Source organism: Paenibacillus sp. GQ49 (assembly GCF_059759055.1).
This window is the reverse complement of record NZ_JCAXEL010000008.1, coordinates 1-19357: the sequence shown is the minus strand read 5'-3', so window position 1 is coordinate 19357 and position 19357 is coordinate 1. Positions and strand designations below refer to the sequence as shown.

At 39.0% G+C, this 19357-nt stretch carries 16 protein-coding genes; 2 read left to right on the top strand and 14 right to left on the bottom strand.

All coding sequences use genetic code 11. The annotated features are described in order from the left end of the window. Positions 1-35: 35 nt before the first annotated feature. The 5 genes from AC6CIF_RS15485 to AC6CIF_RS15465 form a co-directional block, all read right to left on the bottom strand. Positions 36-884, bottom strand: coding sequence for a BglG family transcription antiterminator (locus AC6CIF_RS15485; RefSeq protein ID WP_076331736.1), 849 nt, complete (start codon positions 882-884; stop codon positions 36-38). A 93-nt stretch (positions 885-977) separates the two neighbouring features. Next, complete coding sequence (locus AC6CIF_RS15480; protein ID WP_498200346.1) at positions 978-2384, bottom strand: glycoside hydrolase family 1 protein; 1407 nt, start codon at positions 2382-2384, stop codon at positions 978-980. 18 nt (positions 2385-2402) lie between these two features. Continuing rightward, positions 2403-4286: a beta-glucoside-specific PTS transporter subunit IIABC gene (locus AC6CIF_RS15475; RefSeq protein ID WP_498200345.1), complete on the bottom strand. Its 1884-nt coding sequence runs from the start codon at positions 4284-4286 to the stop codon at positions 2403-2405. 353 nt (positions 4287-4639) lie between these two features. Further along, the gene (locus tag AC6CIF_RS15470) at positions 4640-5173 is read right to left on the bottom strand and encodes a chromate transporter (protein ID WP_498200344.1); all 534 of its coding nucleotides are present in this window, start codon (positions 5171-5173) and stop codon (positions 4640-4642) included. A gap of 13 nt (positions 5174-5186) precedes the next feature. Continuing rightward, on the bottom strand, positions 5187-5822 hold the full coding sequence (locus AC6CIF_RS15465) for a chromate transporter (RefSeq protein WP_076331740.1): 636 nt from the start codon (positions 5820-5822) through the stop codon (positions 5187-5189). Positions 5823-6099: 277 nt separating this feature from the next. Between AC6CIF_RS15465 and AC6CIF_RS15460 the strand changes: the two genes are divergently transcribed. Next, complete coding sequence (locus tag AC6CIF_RS15460) at positions 6100-7287, top strand: ROK family protein (RefSeq protein ID WP_076331741.1); 1188 nt, start codon at positions 6100-6102, stop codon at positions 7285-7287. Positions 7288-7908: 621 nt separating this feature from the next. On the opposite strand, the gene AC6CIF_RS15455 is transcribed toward AC6CIF_RS15460, so the two are convergent. The 3 genes from AC6CIF_RS15455 to AC6CIF_RS15445 form a co-directional block, all read right to left on the bottom strand. After that, the gene (locus AC6CIF_RS15455; RefSeq protein WP_076331742.1) at positions 7909-8931 is read right to left on the bottom strand and encodes an LLM class flavin-dependent oxidoreductase; all 1023 of its coding nucleotides are present in this window, start codon (positions 8929-8931) and stop codon (positions 7909-7911) included. A 218-nt stretch (positions 8932-9149) separates the two neighbouring features. After that, positions 9150-10334 carry an MFS transporter gene (locus tag AC6CIF_RS15450; protein WP_076331743.1) on the bottom strand — a complete coding sequence of 395 codons (1185 nt, stop codon included), beginning with the start codon at positions 10332-10334 and terminating at the stop codon, positions 9150-9152. A gap of 158 nt (positions 10335-10492) precedes the next feature. Then, positions 10493-11257: an MBL fold metallo-hydrolase gene (locus AC6CIF_RS15445; RefSeq protein WP_076331744.1), complete on the bottom strand. Its 765-nt coding sequence runs from the start codon at positions 11255-11257 to the stop codon at positions 10493-10495. Positions 11258-11763: 506 nt separating this feature from the next. Here AC6CIF_RS15445 and AC6CIF_RS15440 point away from each other — a divergent pair. Next, positions 11764-12177 carry an Lrp/AsnC family transcriptional regulator gene (locus AC6CIF_RS15440; protein ID WP_076331745.1) on the top strand — a complete coding sequence of 138 codons (414 nt, stop codon included), beginning with the start codon at positions 11764-11766 and terminating at the stop codon, positions 12175-12177. Positions 12178-13468: 1291 nt separating this feature from the next. Here the strand turns inward: AC6CIF_RS15440 and AC6CIF_RS15435 are convergent. From AC6CIF_RS15435 to AC6CIF_RS15410, 6 genes are all read right to left on the bottom strand, one after another. Beyond that, complete coding sequence (locus AC6CIF_RS15435; protein WP_076331748.1) at positions 13469-14419, bottom strand: alpha/beta hydrolase; 951 nt, start codon at positions 14417-14419, stop codon at positions 13469-13471. A gap of 56 nt (positions 14420-14475) precedes the next feature. After that, positions 14476-15528, bottom strand: coding sequence for an LLM class flavin-dependent oxidoreductase (locus tag AC6CIF_RS15430; RefSeq protein WP_498200342.1), 1053 nt, complete (start codon positions 15526-15528; stop codon positions 14476-14478). Between the two features lie 28 nt (positions 15529-15556). After that, a complete protein-coding gene (locus AC6CIF_RS15425; protein ID WP_498200341.1) occupies positions 15557-16426 on the bottom strand; it encodes an NAD(P)-dependent oxidoreductase in 870 nt (289 codons plus the stop codon). A gap of 159 nt (positions 16427-16585) precedes the next feature. Beyond that, positions 16586-17170, bottom strand: coding sequence for a TetR/AcrR family transcriptional regulator (locus tag AC6CIF_RS15420; protein ID WP_235193829.1), 585 nt, complete (start codon positions 17168-17170; stop codon positions 16586-16588). Positions 17171-17652: 482 nt separating this feature from the next. Further along, positions 17653-18483 (bottom strand): hypothetical protein, encoded by an 831-nt coding sequence (locus AC6CIF_RS15415; RefSeq protein ID WP_076334304.1) that lies wholly within the window; start codon positions 18481-18483, stop codon positions 17653-17655. A gap of 582 nt (positions 18484-19065) precedes the next feature. Then, positions 19066-19357, bottom strand: a 292-nt coding sequence (locus tag AC6CIF_RS15410) for a transposase (RefSeq protein ID WP_498200340.1), incomplete at its 5' end; no start/stop codon positions are given.

The following is a 19357-nucleotide window of genomic DNA, read 5'->3' as shown; positions in this document are numbered from 1 at the left end:
GTACGATTTAGTGGTTACTCATTTTGAAAATTCAGTCACCCGAGCTGATTGTAGTTAATTAACCTATGCAGATGTACTGCGAGGTATGCCAACTCTTCGTTTGGCACAGCTTTTCCGTAAACTTGCTCAATATATTCTCGGATCTTAAATGCCCCTGACATGGCCTCAGGATGCAAGCTAGCGATATGCTCGAATAGAACGTGGCTCTCATCATTCAACATCTGACCTGAATAAAATCGTTCCACAAAAAATTTGATATGGGTGATAAACCGACTGTAATGAACATTATCATCGTCCATCTCAATATTAAACGTATACTTAGCCAGGTTAACGATGCTTCCGATCATCTTGGCAAATTTCATTCCGTCGGAAGAGTCACTGTGCTCCCCTTGAGCATTAATTAAATGAAAAGCAATATTAGCTGCTTCCTCAACAGGTAGATCCGTTTGTAGAGTTTGATTCATCAGCTGAAGAGCAAACACGCCCACTTTATATTCTTTGGGATAATAAGTTTTGATTTCCCAATATACCCGATTTGTTATATTGATGTTTTTCTTGTGCCTTTCCACCGCAAAACTCAAATGGTCCATCAGCATAAAATAAACACTCGCGTTAAGGGTAACCGAAAGCTCTTTCTCCGCATACGTTACGATCTTTTGTGTTAGTTCCACAAACACTGGAGAAATGGTGTCCAGAAGACCAAGAAATTCTTTAACTTTAATGTTTTCGACGGGAATGAAAATTTGATCGGCTTGATGCTCTTCAATCGCAGTTCCCATTTTCCTTCCGTATCCAATGCCTTTGCCTAGAAGGATAAATTCATTTTTTTGCTGATCCTCTGCTAAAACCACATTTGAATTCAATACTTTTTTTATCTTCTTCATTTGATCACCTCTTCCATTTCACTAATCTAAAGGGAATTTAAACGATTTAGATAGCAATCTACACAAAGAACAAGGCGATTACGAACAACATCATTAATCGAGATCGCTACCATTCGACTGAATTACTTGCTGATACCAAAAGAACGAGTCTTTCCTTATTCGTTGAAATGTCCCATTTCCATAATCATCCACGTCTACGTAGATTAGGCCGTATCTTTTCTTCATTTCACCCGTGCTCGCCGAGATAATATCGATCGGTGACCACATGGTATACCCCATTACAGGAATACCGTCGATCTCAATGGCCTTTCTCATCTGCTCTATGTGTTGGCGCAAATAATCGATTCGATACGAATCATGGATACTCCGGTCTTCCTCGACCTTATCGACCGCGCCCATTCCGTTCTCCACGATCATCAGCGGAATTTGATAGCGGTCATATAGTAGATTTAACGAATATCGAAGTCCCATCGGATTGATGCTCCATCCCCATTCTGTTGTTGGCAGATAAGGGTTTTTGTATCCTGTTTTCACGCCATTTAATCCTTTAAATTCTGTGCTGGTTTCCTTCCCGACAACATGTGTTAAGTAATAACTATACGACAGAAAATCAACTTTCCCTTTCAATAATTGTTCCAAATCATCTTCCCGAATAGGTAAAACAATCCCCTGACGTTCAAATTCCTTTAACTTGTATGCCGGATAATAACCTCGACATTGTACGTCGCAATAAAACAACATTTTCTGCATGAAATCAGCATTAGCTTGCATATCTTCGGGATCGCAACTGTTGGGATACGAAAAGTGTCCGGCATACATCATTCCGACTTTATTTTCCGGATCAATTGCATGCGCAAGCTGAACAGCCTTAGCGCTAGCTAGAAACTGATGATAGGCTGCAATCATTCTTGTCTGCTCATTATCCGAATTAATCCCCCCAGCCATCCAGGCCTTAGTTGACATAACATTAATCTCATTAAATGTAATCCAGTACTTTACCTTGCCTTTATAGCGATTAAAAATAACTTGACAGTAGTTTAAATAAAAGTCAACTACCTTGCGGTTTTCCCATGAACCATATTCCAACAATCCAAGGGGGGTTTCAAAATGGGATATTGTAACCAATGGCTCAATCCCGTATTCTCTGCATGTGTCGAATATTTGATCATAATATTCTAATCCTGCCTCAATTGGAATTTCTTCGTCTCCATTAGGGAAAATACGTGTCCAATTAATGGACAGGCGATAACACTTAAATCCCATCTCTGCAAACAAAGCAAGATCTTCCTTAAACCGATTGTAGTGATCAATACCTACATGACTCGGATAGTATTCGCCTTCAATAATGCTTTCAGTAATTTTTCTGGGAGAATCGAGATCCCCTGAAGTCATTACGTCTGCCGTACTTAACCCTTTACCATCTTTTAAAAATGCTCCTTCACACTGGTTGGCGGCTGTTGCGCCGCCCCATAAGAAATTATTAGGAAACCCTTGATTCATTATGAATTTCTCCTCCATTTATATAGTAGTTATAAACATTAAAGGATCATTATCTTTACGTTTACCCTCTGCACATTGGACATCGTAGCCCTCTCTGCTTGTAACGACAGTTATCAATACGGGATCATACCCCGCTTCAATGATTCCTTCGATGTCAAACTTGACGAGTATATCTCCTGCTTTTACCTGGTCTCCGATTTTGACCTGGGAATCAAAAAACTTTCCTTTTAATTTCACTGTGTCAATGCCAATGTGGAAGAGCAACTCGCTTCCATTGGCTGTTTCCATCGCGACAGCATGTTGAGTACGGAATACCATTTTAATGATCCCGTCCGTTGGGGCATACAGTTCGCCTTTCGAAGGAATGACAGCTATGCCTTCTCCCATTGATTTGGTTGAGAATACATCATCCTTCACTTCAGTAAGAGGAATAATTTCTCCTTGAACGGGCTGTTTAATGGCAACTACTTCATTGCTTTTAACTACCGTGTTCTTCGTTGTTTCTTTGTTCTCCGCTATAGTCGATTCAGCTGATGGCTGAGTATCCTCGTTCCACAAAAATAACGTGAGCACAAAAGAGATGACATAAGAAATAACCATTCCCAAGATTGCATATACAAAATTCATCTTATTGTTTTGATCAATAAACATTGTGATGCTCGCTAAGCTAGGACTTACTAACGTACTACTTGCCACTCCAAGAAATCCAAGACTCAATCCGCCAATCAAACTGGAGATAACAATACTTATGAGTACACGTTTTCGTTGCAGCGTAACTCCGTAAAGGGCTGGCTCAGTAATACCGAACATAGCGGAAATAGCAGCTGACACAGCGACCCCTCTGAGTCTCGTATCTTTGGTGCGAATCGCCACGGCAAAGCTCGCCGCGCTTTCAGCCATATTATGCGCGAATAATGCAGGCAGCAGGAGAAGTTCCTTTCCTGAGGCAGCTAATGCGGAAATACCGTATGGCGTTAGTGCTTTATGCATACCGGTTGCGATCATAAACGGGAGGATTGCAGCTAAAATACCCACGGCAAGCCAGCCGAAATTAGCAAATAAAAAGAGTATTGCGGCTGTCAAATACGATCCCAAATGGAATCCGATTGGCCCTAAAACAGCTAGTGTCACAGGTACCGTTAAAAGCAAGGACATCATTGGCACAAAAAAGACACGAATCGGTTTAGGTGACACTTTAAAGAAAAATATTTCCATAAATGCATAGAATATAACACCTAAGATCGATGGAAAAACTTGCGAAGCATAATTCACGTTAGTTAGCGGGATAGAGAGAAAACTAGCTCCACTCCCTAAATTTGCAATCATGTCAGGGAACAATAGAACACTCATTGCTGCTGCTGCAACCACGTGATTCACTTTTAGTTTTGCAGCCGTAGTAAGCGCCACCAAAATAGGCAAGAAATAAAAGACAGCACCGCTAATGGAAGTTAGGACGATATACGTTGAACCTTTTGAATCGATCAACCCAATGACGGATAACAATAACAGCATCGATTTTAGAATCCCTGCTCCGGCCATGGCTGGAATCAAAGGTTGGAATACACTAACAAAAAAATCAAGAATCATTGATCCGATTTTTTTCTTCTCTTGTTTGAAATCGTTAGACTTGGTTTCAGCCTCGTTTTCTTTCTGGCCTCCAAAACCTCCAACTTTCATCAGTTCATCATAAACTTCAACGACAGTATTACCTACGACAACTTGAAATTGACCTTTGTTAACGACATCAAGTACGCCTGGCACTTTCTTGATCGCTTCAACATCCGCTTGACGATCATCCTTCAGAGTAAATCGTAATCGTGTTGCACAATGCCCTAAATGAGCTACATTCTGTTTCCCACCTACATAATTCAGAATATCTTTTGCCGTTTTTTCATAATTCATTCTCGTTCCCCCTCGGTGGATATGTGCGTTTATTGTTCGGCCATACAATAAACAAAAACAAAAAAGACAGGTATCCTCTAAAAATTAGATAGCACTTCAAAGTGTTATCTAATCTTTATGGATCCTGCCTGCTTTACCAGTGACATGTCCGGTTATTCTTTTGTTTATTGTATTATAACCGGGCGATAATCAAAATACAAGCGGTTTCATTGAGCATACGTTAAGCGTATATTTCTAGTCGATCTTTGACCCAATATACGGTTCTTAATACTCCTTATCTTTATCATCGTAGAAAGGGTCCGTTTGTTCTTCATGAGTGCTTTATTACATATCTGTTCAGCCCGGAATATCTATCAATATATAACAATACCGCCTACTGCTGATAACAAGATTACTGCGAATGGATGGATCTTGTATTTAGTTACCGCGATGAGACTGCTGACACAAATGACAAGCATTCCGAAGGTTGACCAGCTAAACAATGGTTCCTTATGCCCTCCAATTCCAAAGTGGATCGCAGCATAAATGATAAGTCCTGTAATGATTGGACGCAGTCCATAAAACGAAGATCGGACCCAATGATTGCTTTGTACGCGGAGAAAAAAAGCTGCAAAAAGGATGACTATAACGAGAGAGGGCAAAATTATCCCAATAGTAGATATGATCCCACCTAAGATGCCCATTTGAGAGTAACCGATTAGAGTTGCAGTATTCGTAGCAATGGAACCTGGGGCCATCCCAGCTAATGCAACAATATCTTGAAACTGTTCTGGCTTAATCCATCCTTTTTCAGTCACTTCGCGTTGAATGAGAGTTATTACTGCATACCCACCACCAAATGAAAGAGATCCAATTTTCAAAAATAAGAGAAACAATTCCCACAACATGCGATCAACACCTTCAGATGTAATATTCAGGATAATTTAGTTCTGGCGGATGACTTTCTTCTTCCTTCTCTGTTGGGGCCGAAAGACCAAGAGCACGTTTAATTGAAATAATAGTCACGCCCACAATTGGACCTCCAAGAATCAGGTATAAAGAGTGAAGCGATGTGAAAAGCAGTAGAAGGGTGCTTAGACCCGCAATAAACAATGTGGATGAATCCATTATGGATGTCTTGCCCACTTTGAATGCGGCCACAATGATTAATGCTACAACTGCAGCATGAACTCCTTTTAGAGCTGCATTCACCTTGGAAACATCTTGAAACATCATGCCTAAGATACTGAGACTTAGCACAATTAAAAAGGTCGGTAGTGTTATAGCAATGACGGAGATAATTGCACCCAGTATTCCTGCAAGCCTATATCCGACGAAAGCAGCTGAGTTTACAACTACGCCCCCAGGTGCGGATGCAGAAACGGATACCATATCCCCTACCTCATTAGGTTTTAGCCATGCTTTCTTATCCACAATTTCCCGCTCAATTGCTGTAATCATTGCATATCCTCCCCCGAAAGTTGAGGGGCCCAACTTAAAAAAAACAACAAACAGTTGTGTAAGCATTTTAATGTATTCCTTTTGTTTTACACTCATATGGTACCTCCGTTTCATAAAATTCTTACATATTTGATATCTAATATTATAACATGTTAATTTCATTTTGGAATAAAGTAAATGCTTCAAAACCGTAAATTGTAATATTCAGATCGCTTTATATTATAAAATCCAAAAAAATCCGAGTTAAATAATTCAGTTAAATTCATTATAGTATAAACTTTATTATTCCTATAACATTAGCTGGAAAATCAGTCTTCCATCAGCTATACTAAACATATCCCGACTTATTCACTTGGAAATGGAGTAGAATATAATGTTGAATCATTCCCATTTTTCAATTAAGAAGCAAATTTATGATCGAATCGCTTTTCTTGGAACAGTCTCCAAAGCAGATTTGCTAGAATATTTCTCTATCACGAGTAGTAGCATGACCCGTATGCTCGAAGACATGCTAGCTCAAAAGCTTATACTTGTCTCCGGACTTGGTACATCAACTGGAGGGCGTAAACCCATTCTCTTTCAAACAAACCCACATTATCGCTACCTTATGGGTTTGGAAATCTCACGCATCAGTTCCTCACTTGGCCTATTTGATCTACATCTCAACCAATTATCTGTTGTTCGTTGGGAGATGGACCATAGCCTCACGCCAGAGCGCTTAGTGGAACTGGTGGTGAACGAGTCAAATAAAATGCTACATCATCACCATATAGCTCATGAACAAATTCTGGGGATGGGGATCGGTGCAGTAGGCCCTTTGGATCCTAAAAAGGGTATTATATTAGAGCCAGAATATTTCCCTTCCGATTCTTGGAGTAATGTTCCTATATGCAAGTTGCTGGAAAAGGAACTTAATATCCCTACAAAGCTCGATAACGGCGCAAACACCGCCTTGCTTGCAGAACATTGGGCGCTCCGAAATGAAGCTTGTGAGCATATGCTGTATGTCCATGCCGGAGTGAACATACGATCGTCGATTATGTCTGGAGGTCAGATTTTGCGTGGTGCTGCTGACACTGAAGGAGCGATCGGCCAAATGATCATTCAAACAGGAGGACGTAGACTCAGTGATAAGGGGAATTACGGATCTTTAGAGGCATATGTATCTGTTCCTTCACTTGAAGAGCGTGTACAGTCTCAACTTAAAATAGGACGCGAAAGCTCGCTTTCGATCATCCCACCTGAATGTGTTAATTTCCCTTCTCTTGTTAATGCGTTGAAACAGGAAGATGCTCTGGTAAGAGAGCTGTTCATTGAAACAGCTTCCTATCTGGGAGTTGGGCTTGCCAATTTGATCAATACTGTTCATCCCGAATATGTCATTATGGGTGGAGCACTTATTAATGCTGACCCGATAGTATATCATACGGCAATACAGGTTGCCCGAAAAAATATATACCATTATCCTAAATACAACCCGATTTTTACCCCGGGGATTCTTAAAGAGGAAGGCGTGGTGACTGGAGCCGCACTCCAGATTCTACAAAGTTGGGAGAAGTAAACAAACATTAAATAAATGCGAAACTCTGCTCCCACCGCTCAGCGGTTAATACAGAGTTTTTTTTATTTTTTATACATGCTAATGATCCGACTTAATAAATCCTAAATAAACATGAGCTTTTATTTACTTTCTAATTGAGAAATGAGTATACCGTGCAAGTCGAATGGCTTGACGCCAATCAACCCTATCTATGAATTTGCAGATGTTACCTGCTGAGGACATTATCGAACTGAACAGAATAGTGCTATACCCCCACATTAATATTTCACAGCGCCCTGAGTGATCAATACCTCTAACGAGCAGTAATACCTCTTATCGGACGTCGTGAATCAAGCTAAATTAAGCTGCTATACACACGCTTTTATTACAATATTCACAAAAGAAACAAACCATCAATTTTATCTCTCTTTTATAAAGACACAAATGAACTATATAATATATAACACAGTAATATATTGGGGATTAAAGCGTTATCAGTTAATTTATACAGTAACCTTCAGTTTAAATACTTGAACAGCTTTCAGTGATTAGATATTACGATGCATGATGATTCAAGAAAGAAGCAGGTCTTAATGAATCCTGCTTCTTTCTTGAATTATTGTTATTTTACAGATGACTAAATTAACTTTCTTCATGTAGCTTCTGATCAAATAACTCATCCACAACGCGTTTTAAAATTTCATAAGAATGAATTTCCTTTTTGGATTGATAAATATTAGATATCACAATGATTTCATCTACCTGATAAGTCTGCTGAAATTCAATTAAATCACGACGAAGTGTATCTGCATTACCCAAGAGTGTATACCCTAGTCGATGATAGAGAATTTCCAATTCAGCTTGAGATAAAGATTGAAGGAAGTTTTCAGTCGGCGGAATAAGCTGACTTAAATTATTTGTATAAATATCGATATATACTTGCAAATGACTCGCAGAAATCAGTGTTGCCTCTTCCATTGAATCAGCTGCAATCACATTTATACAAGCCATCACATAAGGTTCCTGCAAATAAGCGGACGGTTGGAAGTTTTCTCGATAAATAGCGAGCCCTTCGGTCATCTCATGAGGTGAAAATTGAGCACCAAATGCATAAGGTAAACCAAGGCTAGCCGCGATTTTAGCTGAACCTGTTGAAGAGCCTAACACAAAAATTGGTACATTCGTTCCCATACCTGGATAAGCACGAACCTCCCCTTGGATGCTCTCATCTCCTACATATTGCAAGATATCTTTTACTTCTCGTTCAAAGAAAAATACACCATTATGGTTTGAACGCCGAATTACTTCAGCAGTCTTTTGATCCGTTCCTGGTGCACGCCCTAATGCTAGATCTACTCGATTTGGGTACAATGTTTCAAGTGTTCCAAATTGCTCAGCTACGACTAGTGGGGAATGATTGGGCAACATAATACCACCTGAACCTACACGAATATCCTCAGTATTTGCTAATATGTGTTGTACAATTGAAACGACGGCTGCACTTGCGTAAGCATCGTGATTATGGTGTTCTGCAAACCAAATCCGTTTATAACCCATTTTATCTACAGCTTTAGCTAAAGATACTGCGGATTCAATCCCTTCTTTCATTGTTTCTCCTTGTCTTAATGGAGCAACTGATAGAACAGATATATCAAATTTTTTCATGATTTCACCTCAAAAGATCTATTTTTATATCAAATTAGAGAAAGATAATATTTTATATTGAATGTATAATCGCTCTCGATTGTATAGCATCTGAAAATGTATCTGTTAGGTTCTGGTGAAACGAAGGTTTTTGTTGTACCATCTGACTGCTTTTGCGTATTTATATTTTGTTCAGATGCCACCCCACATCCGCGGCTAAAGCAAGTAAATGGAGGTATTTAGTTAATCAATTGTTTTTTATTGTTACGTTCATTCTTTCCATACATAAGGTGATAGAAAAGAACTGATGCTAATATAATTAATCCTAATATTACATATAGACCTTTGTAGCCTGTAAGTGGAATTAATAACCCGATAATAGATGGTCCAAAACCGTTTCCAAGATCATAAAATATAAAAAAAGTCGCAGTTGCTAAACCAACTCTGTGCGGTTCAGCTAAACTGATTGCTATAGATTGAGATATTGATGAAATATTCCCAAATCCCAAAGCAACTAATGCACCAACTATTAAGAGTGAAACACCGGTAGTAACTGAGCTTAAAAGAAGCATTCCTGCTCCGAATATAAGAAGAGCTGGATAGATGATAATGTTTGCACCTTTCTTGTCCATTATTCGTCCTGTAAAAGGTCTTGATATCAATACAAACACTGTATAGACCATAAAGAAGAAACTTGCTGTGTCTAATAACCCAATTTCTGAAGCATAAACATTCAAATAGGAAACTATACCAGAGAAAGAAAAAGCCATAATAAACATTAAAGTTGCTATTGGTATCACTTTAGGCTCAATAAAGGCAGAAATTTTCATTCTCTGTTCTTTTTTTATCTCAGTTATATTGTTTGTAGGAAACTTTATTAAAACTGCAATTATTAAATTAATAATCCCAAGCAAAAGAGAAAAAGAAAAAATCATATCAAAGTTTGAGTTTTGACTCATTTTCAATCCAATTAAAGGGCCAATCCCCGTAGCGAGAGCAGTACTAATTGCAAAATAACTGATTCCTTCACCTTTACGTGAAGTAGGAAGACTAAGTACTGCACTTGTACTAACTACAGTAGTTACTACCCCTACTGTGATACCGTTCAGAAATCGACTTAATATTAGAAAGCCAATATTTAAATGGGTAAAATAAAGTAAAGTAGTGAGAATAAAGAAAAGCAACCAGGTCATCAAAATCTTTTTGGTTTGTATAAGCCGTCCTATAAATAAACGCCCTAATAATGAACCGATAATAAAAATACCTGCAATGATCCCAGCTTGGCTGGTAGACGCATTAAATTCATTAATTGCATATAGGATGATTGTTGCATTTAATAAGAAGAAAATTAATGTCATAGTAAAGTTGACTGACGAAAGAGCAATAAAGTTTTTCGTCCACAATTTAGGATTCGTTTGGTTCATAGCCGTTCTCCTGACTCAGTTAGGTTATAACTTCTTGGTGTAACAATCTATATTGCGGGTCTAAGCAATTGTTTGAGTAATCATATATAAAATGAGACCCTTAAGGGTCTCATTACTTGTTTAAAATCTTGATAGTGACTTATACATCATATTCTTTATTAAAAAGTGTACGACTCGCCATCTTCAGGAATTAATAAACTAGAGGAAAAGCCCTTTTCATCTGCATAGCGTTCTAGTTCTTCTCTAGATAAAGTCCAGTGGTTAACTGCTTCCATGTGGACAGCTATAATTTTAGCCTTAGGAGCTGCCTTAAATACCTCATAAACATCTTCTTTACCCATAATAAGCGAGCCCATACTTTGCCAAACATTGTTTCCTGCGTTTACAACAATAATGTCAGGAGTGTGGGCATCAATTTCATTTTGGATACCATCATACCAAACGGAGTCTCCAGCAACATATAATGTCTTTTCGTTGGGATGAATGAAGACAATACCACAAACCTCCCCCATAGCCTTTAGTAATTCTTCTCCTCTTCCGTGTTCACCTTGTGTTTTAACTAGCTGGATCCCTTCAAAAATCGTATTTTCAGTGATTACTTCTACTTGTTGGAAACCATCATTGATAACTTGTTTTGCATCCTTTTCATCTTGAACGAAAATTTTAATACTCTTGGGAAGCACTTTTTTTGCTACATCATCATAATGATCTTGATGCAAGTGAGTTAAAATAACTGCATCGACATCCGAGATAATATCGTCAACTGACATTGGCAAATCAACTATAGGATTTCTTACATCTTCTCTGAACCCTGCTGGGAAGGGAGAATACGCCCCCTTGTCCGCGAGCATTGGATCAATAAGAAATTTTTTTCCTGCATATTGTACAGTGATTGTCGCATTTCGGATTTGTTGAACATTCATTATATATGGATTCTCCTTTGTCTTTGTTTTAACAAGATTGATTTTATACCAATCGCACTGTCCATATACACCGATTAAATAAAGCGTTTTGGCCGGTTCACTTCATTTATTAAAGAAATTCATTTTGCTGGATAAATTCAGACAAAAATTCTAATTGAAGATATAACAATGCTAACGGCTACCCCGGTAAAATGGTTTATACATTCATTAAGTAGTAAAGGCTACAATCATATTAATGATAATTTCAATTGATGTGGGCAAACTAAATATAAGTATATGATTTCGTTATTATCAAACTTCGGAAATGTTAGCACATACCTCTTTTAGATCACCTGTTCTCTAGTAGAATTTTCCATTTACTCATTCGACAATAATTATTCGTGTAACGTTACGTTTCGAACTCTTTTCTTTAATTTGAAGTTAGTTTATATTATGAATAATCATTAAAAGCAGAGACTCTTAAGTTTTCCAAACAATTAAACTTCATTTTGGAAAGGATACGATAGATGTTAGATTCCACTGATAAACTTATCATAGATGAACTTTCAATAAACAGCCGAATTACCATGAAGGAATTAGGCAGAAAGGTTCACTTGACTGGTCCAGCAGCAGCAGCTAGAGTGGCAAAACTAGAGGATAGAGGAGTTATTGAAAGATATACAATCCAAGTAAATCAGAATGAACTCGGTTGTTGGGTACATGCCTGGATTACAATTTATACAAAAAGCACATCCCATCAGCCTTATCTTTCCCTTATAAAAGAACAAGAAAAATTTGTGTTGAACAACTACAAAATAAGTGGTGATGGTTGTTACCTCTTGGAATGTAGATTCCAGTCTAATGAGATGTTAGACCAGTTTTTGATAAATTTAAACAAACATGTTAATTATAAAGTATCGATTGTGATTAATAAACTTTAAAATATAAATGAGAAACACAGCCGATCATGTTGATCGGCTACCCTCTTGGTTGATTATAATAAATTCGTTTTCGTTAGCTTAATGAATACGTGATCCAATGTGAAAAGATCTCTCAATTACAGGAAAGGATACATGTTCTTGTAACAGATGCTCTTGTTACTGACTTTTGTCAAGAACACATTCTCCCCGACTGTCAACCTCCAGTCATTACATCGTGTGATAGTCCCAATGCCAGCAAAACATTCTACCATACCTTGATAAACAGATTCTCCTAGTCAAGTCTGATTGCAATAGCCTAAACTACAAACGACTTCAAGATGTGGGAGCAGGAGGACCTTAAACACTCGCCCTGTTCCTTTTTGGGGGATTTCATAGTAGCGCTCATGACAAGCTAGGTTTCTTTCTTCAGTGTCTTGACCTCCAAAGTTCACTGTCATCTCTGGTGAACCTGATTGGCGAAGCAAACCTAGATCCCCTTTATCCCAAAGTTCAATCCTTAACTCTGGCGCATTCCCTTGCTCCGACATGTCACTTACCCGCTGTTTTTATTTCTGACCGAGACTAGATGTTCAATATTCAAACCCGACCAATCCCCAGTGGCGATATCAAGGCGCTCCTATTTCCGACCCCAGAGAGCTACATGCGAGCGAAATTTACATTTATCTAAATAAGTAAATTTGTCAAGATCTCCGTTATTTCATACGATCCTGACATTGTTTTTTTACGCTATTCAGCCCGTTTGCTTGATGAAACTGATAAATATTTCAATTGACATCGGTACCTTGTTCTTAATCTTTCAGCATGAAACGAGTTCTTCCTTAAGTAGAAAAAACCTGCTTCCTGATACAAATAAAGTTTTTAAACGGCGAAGTCTTATATTAATGTGCCTTTATATCGCCAAATGAGTTCCATTTATAATAATATTTAGATATATATCTAATCGTAAATTGGAATATGTTCTTGTCCATTCCGGCAATCGGTACAAGTTCTTGTCCTTTGCTCGGGACACGAACTTGTACCGATAAAATAAAAAAGCCGCTAAAATAGCGACTTCAATGGGAATATGTTCTTGTCCCCCGACAACATGCATGGTTTCTCCTCTTATTTCTAATACCACAATACCACAATTTTGCATATAACGCTTACCGTATATTTTCTCCGACAATGGCTTGAAGAAGCAAGAATGCACGCTAAAATCTAGGTGAAAACCAAATCGCCGCAAACCTGCGGCGATTTGGTTTGATTTATAACGTGACCTTATTTTACTGCGGATCGGCTTCCCTCTGCAGCTTTAAAGAACCCTGTTGGGATGAAGTGCTCGTGCCATCGCATCCATATAACCCTGAACAGCGCGCTGACTGACTTCTGTTTCTGGAGCAAGACTTTCGAAAAGGTGGAAGCAGCCCGGATATAGGTGAAATTCTACGTCCACACCTGCTTGAGCAAGACGTGCCACATACTCCATCGTTTCGTCTCGGAATAGATCGAGCTGACCTACACAAGTATAGGCTGGCGGCAATCCGGCCAAGCTCTCTGCTCTCGAAGGTACTGCATAAGAAGAACTTCCACTGACATCGTTCTCCTCACCAAGGTACATATTCCAAGCAGCCACGTTGTCCGTTCGGTTCCAGATTGAACCCTCTTCTGTAATCTCATGACTAGATGGCGTGATGTTACGATTATCTAACATCGGGTACAATGGCATTTGGAAAATAATAGACGGACCTCCTTTATCGCGAGCCATCAGCGCGAGTGCTGCTGTCAGCCCTCCACCACCGCTAGCACCGGCAATTGCAACCCGATTCACATCAATGCCAAGTATTGCTGACTCTTCCGTCATCCATACCAATCCAGCATAACAATCTTCAATCGCCGCAGGATAAGGATGCTCAGGAGCGAGCCTATAATCGACTGATACGACAATACATTCTGCTGTCTGAACAAAAAGTTCGCACAATTTGTCGTCCATATCTGGATGTCCTAACACGTATCCGCCCCCGTGAATCCATAACATGGCTGGTAGTAAATCATTCGTTCGGCCGGCAGGCTCATATATTTTGACCAGCATCTCGCCTCCATCCCTCGGAATTTTCCGGCTGGTTGTGTTTACATGCTCTGATTTCCTCACCGATGCAGCCGATACTAAGCTTCTGCTCCACTCTAAATTTTTCTCCAATTCAAACCCTGGAAATTGTGAATATACCTCTCTTAATTCTGGTAATATACGTGTCTCAATACTCATGATAATTCCTCCAAATATAATATTGAACTCGTTCATTTATGTTTATTAGTTAATTCTTATCTCATTTCAGCTTCCCACTTGGAAATTTCCTCTCGTACTCGCGGTGCAACCTCTTTACCGAGCAATTCTATAGCCCGCATTACCAACTCATGTGGCATCGTGCTTAAGGGAACATACATCATGAAACGTGTAATTCCTACATGCTTGCGCAGATGAATAATTTTTTGAGCAACTGTTTCCGGATCCCCTACATACAACGCACCATTAGAGCTGCGGGCAGCATCATAGCTGGAACGATCATAATATGCCCACCCCCGCTCTTTGCCGAGTTTATTCATGCCGTACTGAGTGGACGGGAAAAAGAGTTCTGCGGCCTTTTCTGTATCTTCTGCAACAAATCCGATAGAATGTGAACCTACCCGAAGCTGCGATACATCATGACCAGCATGAGTTGCCGCCTTTTTATACAGTTCTACAAGTGGCGCAAATTTCGTTGGATTTCCACCGATAATTGCCAGAACTAGTGGCAGACCTAGAATTCCAGCACGTATGGCAGACTCCTGAGTACCTCCGCTACCGATCCATACAGGTATAGAATTCTGAACAGGACGCGGGTATACCCCCAGATTATGTATCGCTGGTCGATGGCCTCCACTCCATGTTACTTTCTCGGATTCCCGTAATTTAAGAAGCAGTTCAATGTTTTCATTAAATAAATCCTCGTAGTCATGCAGGTTATAACCAAACAGTGGAAAGGACTCAATGAAGGAACCCCGACCCGCTATAATCTCGGCACGTCCATTGGAGAGACCGTCAAGCGTAGCAAAATCCTGAAACACACGGACAGGATCTGCTGAAGATAGGACCGTCACAGCACTTGTCAATCGAATCCGTTTTGTGAGGGGCGCCGCAGCGGACAACACCATTGCTGGTGAAGATGCTGCATAATCATCACGATGATGCTCACCTATGCCAAACACATCAAGTCCTACCTGATCTGCAAGGACGATTTCTTCAACGACTTCTCGCAATCGCTGAGCGTGACTCATCACAACTCTGGTCTTAGTATCAGGCTTTGTTTCTACGAATGAAGTAACACCTATTTCCATAATTAATCTCTCCTTATATTTTCTTTCCTTAAGAGGAATGCTCAAGACAACGGATTAAAGCCGTCCAATCCAACTCACCATAACCATGGGTAATTCCTTCAGAGAGGTGTTGATGAATAAGCTGACCTAAAGGTAGTGGAGCTTGAACTGACTTGGCTGCCTCGATAGCTAATGCAACATCCTTTAACCCGAGCTTCATTTTAAAACCGGCTGGTTCAAAGCGCTGTTCAGTCATGATCGCTCCATAGTTCTGATATACCGGAGATTGAAAAAGAGCATTCACAACATCCATATATCGGGACGGCTTAATGCCGTGCTTTTCAACCATGAGCTGCGCTTCCGACAAAGCTTCCAGCATTGAAGCAATTAGAAAGTTAACGCCTATTTTGACAATGTTACCTTCTTCGCCATGATCCCCAATCTCAAATATCTCTTGACTTAGTGCTGTTAACATGGGAAGTACTCTTTGTCTTGCATGTTCCGGACCAGCTAAAATAATGCGCAATGTAGCTGCTTTAGCGGCATCCGGGCGCCCCATTACGGTGGCAGACACAAAGTGTTGGTGTCTCTCCGCATGCAATGCGGATAATTTCCGAGCCAGATCTACGCTGATCGTACTGGCAGATACGTGAATTCCATTTTCAGATAATCCGTTCAGAACACCATTTGCTCCCTCAACAATCTCTCTCAATGCAGCATCATCAGATAACATGGTAATTACAAGATTACTTTCTTTCGCTGCCTCTAGTGGTGTTTGGACATAGCGTGCTCCCTGTTTTATTAATGGTTCAACTTTTTCAGGGGTCCGATTAAAGATGACTAATTCATACCCCTCTTTCAACAGGTTTTGTGCCATTGGAAGCCCCATATTTCCAAGTCCAATAAACGATATCTTCATTGGTTGCATCTCCTTATTGTTGATAGATTGTTTTAATAACGGAATGAATGTTCCAGAATTATCAAAAAAAATATGGTCTTACAGATACTCTTCAAATGGAACCTTCAAAATATGAGGAATATAATAACGGAACAATCATTCCGATATTGTCAAAAAAAATTATATACCTGCAATTACAAAACTAATCATCTCTTTTGCACGTTCTGGATTTTGACCTGTTTTGGCCATAATATTTATGCTTTGATGTAAATTCAGCAATAAATAAGACAATGTTTTGATATCTGTTGTTTTATCTATCTCTCCCGATTGTTGGCCCTTCTCCAAAAGCTCACAAAATGCTTGTTCCAAATCCGAAAAACTAGTCTGTATCAAGACATTTATCTGTTCATCTGGTGACTCCAATGTTGTAGCTGTGTTCGTTACAAAACATCCGCCCGGTAGGCTGGTATCGTATGCTGAAGCAATATGATACTCAAAAAATTGAAGAATTCCATCTCTAACATTTGATGCTTGTTCAAGAATGGTCTGCTTATTGGAACTCCCTTTTTTATAATGCTCCAGGGCATCTCTGTACAAGGTTTGCTTGTCGGAAAACGTATCATAAAGGCTGGATCGGCTAATGCCCATCACTTCTAGTAAATCCGGTATGCTAGCAGCCTCGTATCCTTTTTTCCAAAACAACAGCATTGCTTGGTGTAACGCTTGATTTTTGTCAAATTCTTTAGTCCTGGCGATAAGTAACACCTCCCGTTTCAGAAATATAACATATCTGAACTGCTCAGTCCAGAAAAAAGTGAGCAGATCTTACGTGCACACTCTTGGACATACGGAAGATATTTATTAAATCGGTAATTTTAAATAAGGAACCATAAAATAAACAATATAGAAACTATTACTCTTACTGTAAACAAATTATACCGTTTGTTTGTTTTATGAATTAGGAGAACTCTCTTCGAGGCAGTTGTTCCATAACGATGTGAATACTCTATGTGTCTACCCTAAACCATCATAAAACGCCTCTGCCTAACATTTTATCATTTCCATCATTCGGAATAAAGAAAAACCAAAAAAACTCCCTCATTACCGAACCATTTAAATCTTTCAAGCCATAGTTCTCGACAAAAAAATCAACCCATTTAAATGAGTTGATTTCATAAATCATGTTTTCTACAAGACCGTCTGGATACGGCAGCTAGATCCACCGTTATAGCTAACACTTAAAAAGTTTATGCTGATTGATATTTATCTCGAACAGGAATCAAGCTTAAAGCGATATCCCATGAAGGACCGAATAATTTCTCGTGGGTAGCAGCCGATTCGCGATCAATATATTCCTTCCTTAATTTTATTGCTTTGTCTTCCTCGAAAATTGGATTCCAATTTACTTTCTCATTATCAAACCAGAAGAAGTATCCTATTTCCGGATGGAAAACAAGCTCACTGAATCGCGAATTGAACCATGTTGAATATGCAGCGAAACCTTGATCACTTTCCCATAAATATACGAACGTGGAACTCAATATATCCGCAATATTCTTATTTTCACCTTGCTCATTAAATCGAGAACGTCTTTCTTCAAGAATAGTAGTTAGTAAACATACAGCTGTAACTTGAGGAAGAATCGCCTTGAAGCCAAGGGATCTACACTCTGCAACTAAATTAACAGCCTGATCTGTTGCATTTTGAAGTCGATCTAAGCTTGTATCAGGTGCATTAAGGTATTGTCTCATTATATTTGATATTGCATCAATTCTTGCAACACACGAGCGAATCGCATCTTCTTGAATAGCCTCGCGAACAATTTGACCTATCTTAATCAGCGTTTCCCGTTGCAACGAACCAAGATCGGCATTGTTGTTAAACAATGAGTTGAAAATCATAGCTCCCATAGCAGCAATAATTCCTTCGGCTAAATTGACTGCTACCCATCCCAAGGTAAAGGGTTCCACCAACATAACATTTATCGGAGATCGATCTGGCGGTAACTCGGTTTGAGTATGATCCTGTATTAGCTTTTGAAAGGTTGGATTAATATCTAACTCCTTATGTTCTAGCATAAATTGATTACCTCCTCGAAAATTTGGTCATAAATATTCTTCATCTAAATTCACTTTATTATTCTGATTTACACTCTTCAAAATGCCATCCTATTCTATGATCTATTGCCTATTCTTTTGAACTTTTTCCTGAGCTTGATCAATCGTGTAACCCTGACGAACATAATGATTGATAATCCTCCCCATTATTGAGCAAAACATCCAATCCAAGCTTTTTAATCGTACAAAATATTCATTTTAACTTGTAGAATTCAATTCAACTATGTAATTGTTGTTGCCTTTCACCTAGCATTAATTTTATCAAGTTAAATGAGTCCTGAAATTAGGTGGTCCACACCTGCTTGAACGTTAAAAGTTCATTCAAAACTACTAATTTTGTTACATTCTATACTAATTCATCATGTATTAAACTATTATTGTGCAATTAAAAATTATTATGTTGAAAAGCTTTCTATTTCAAAATGGGATTGGTTGAGGCAAACATCAACATGACGTGATACTTCCATTATCACATATAAAGAATAAAGCCAGCATTTAAGTGGTCATAACCCTGTCAAGTAGACAGTACAAAAAAGACAAAATTTAAGCTGCGGCCGTTTCCCGGTATTCTACCGGAGAACGGTCGTTTAGTTTTTTCTGAAATCGGTTTTGGTTGTAAAACAATATGTATTCGCTCACTTGTAGTTCAACCTCTGCTTTATTTGCCGCTTTATTCAAGTATATTTTCTCCGTCTTTAAGTGAGAGAAAAAAGACTCGATACAGGCATTGTCTAGGCAATTTCCACGCCTAGAGTGACTGCCTAGCATGCCGAGCTGTTCCAGTTTACGGTTAAAAGGCTTCGAGGTATATTGAAATCCTTGATCCGAGTGCAGA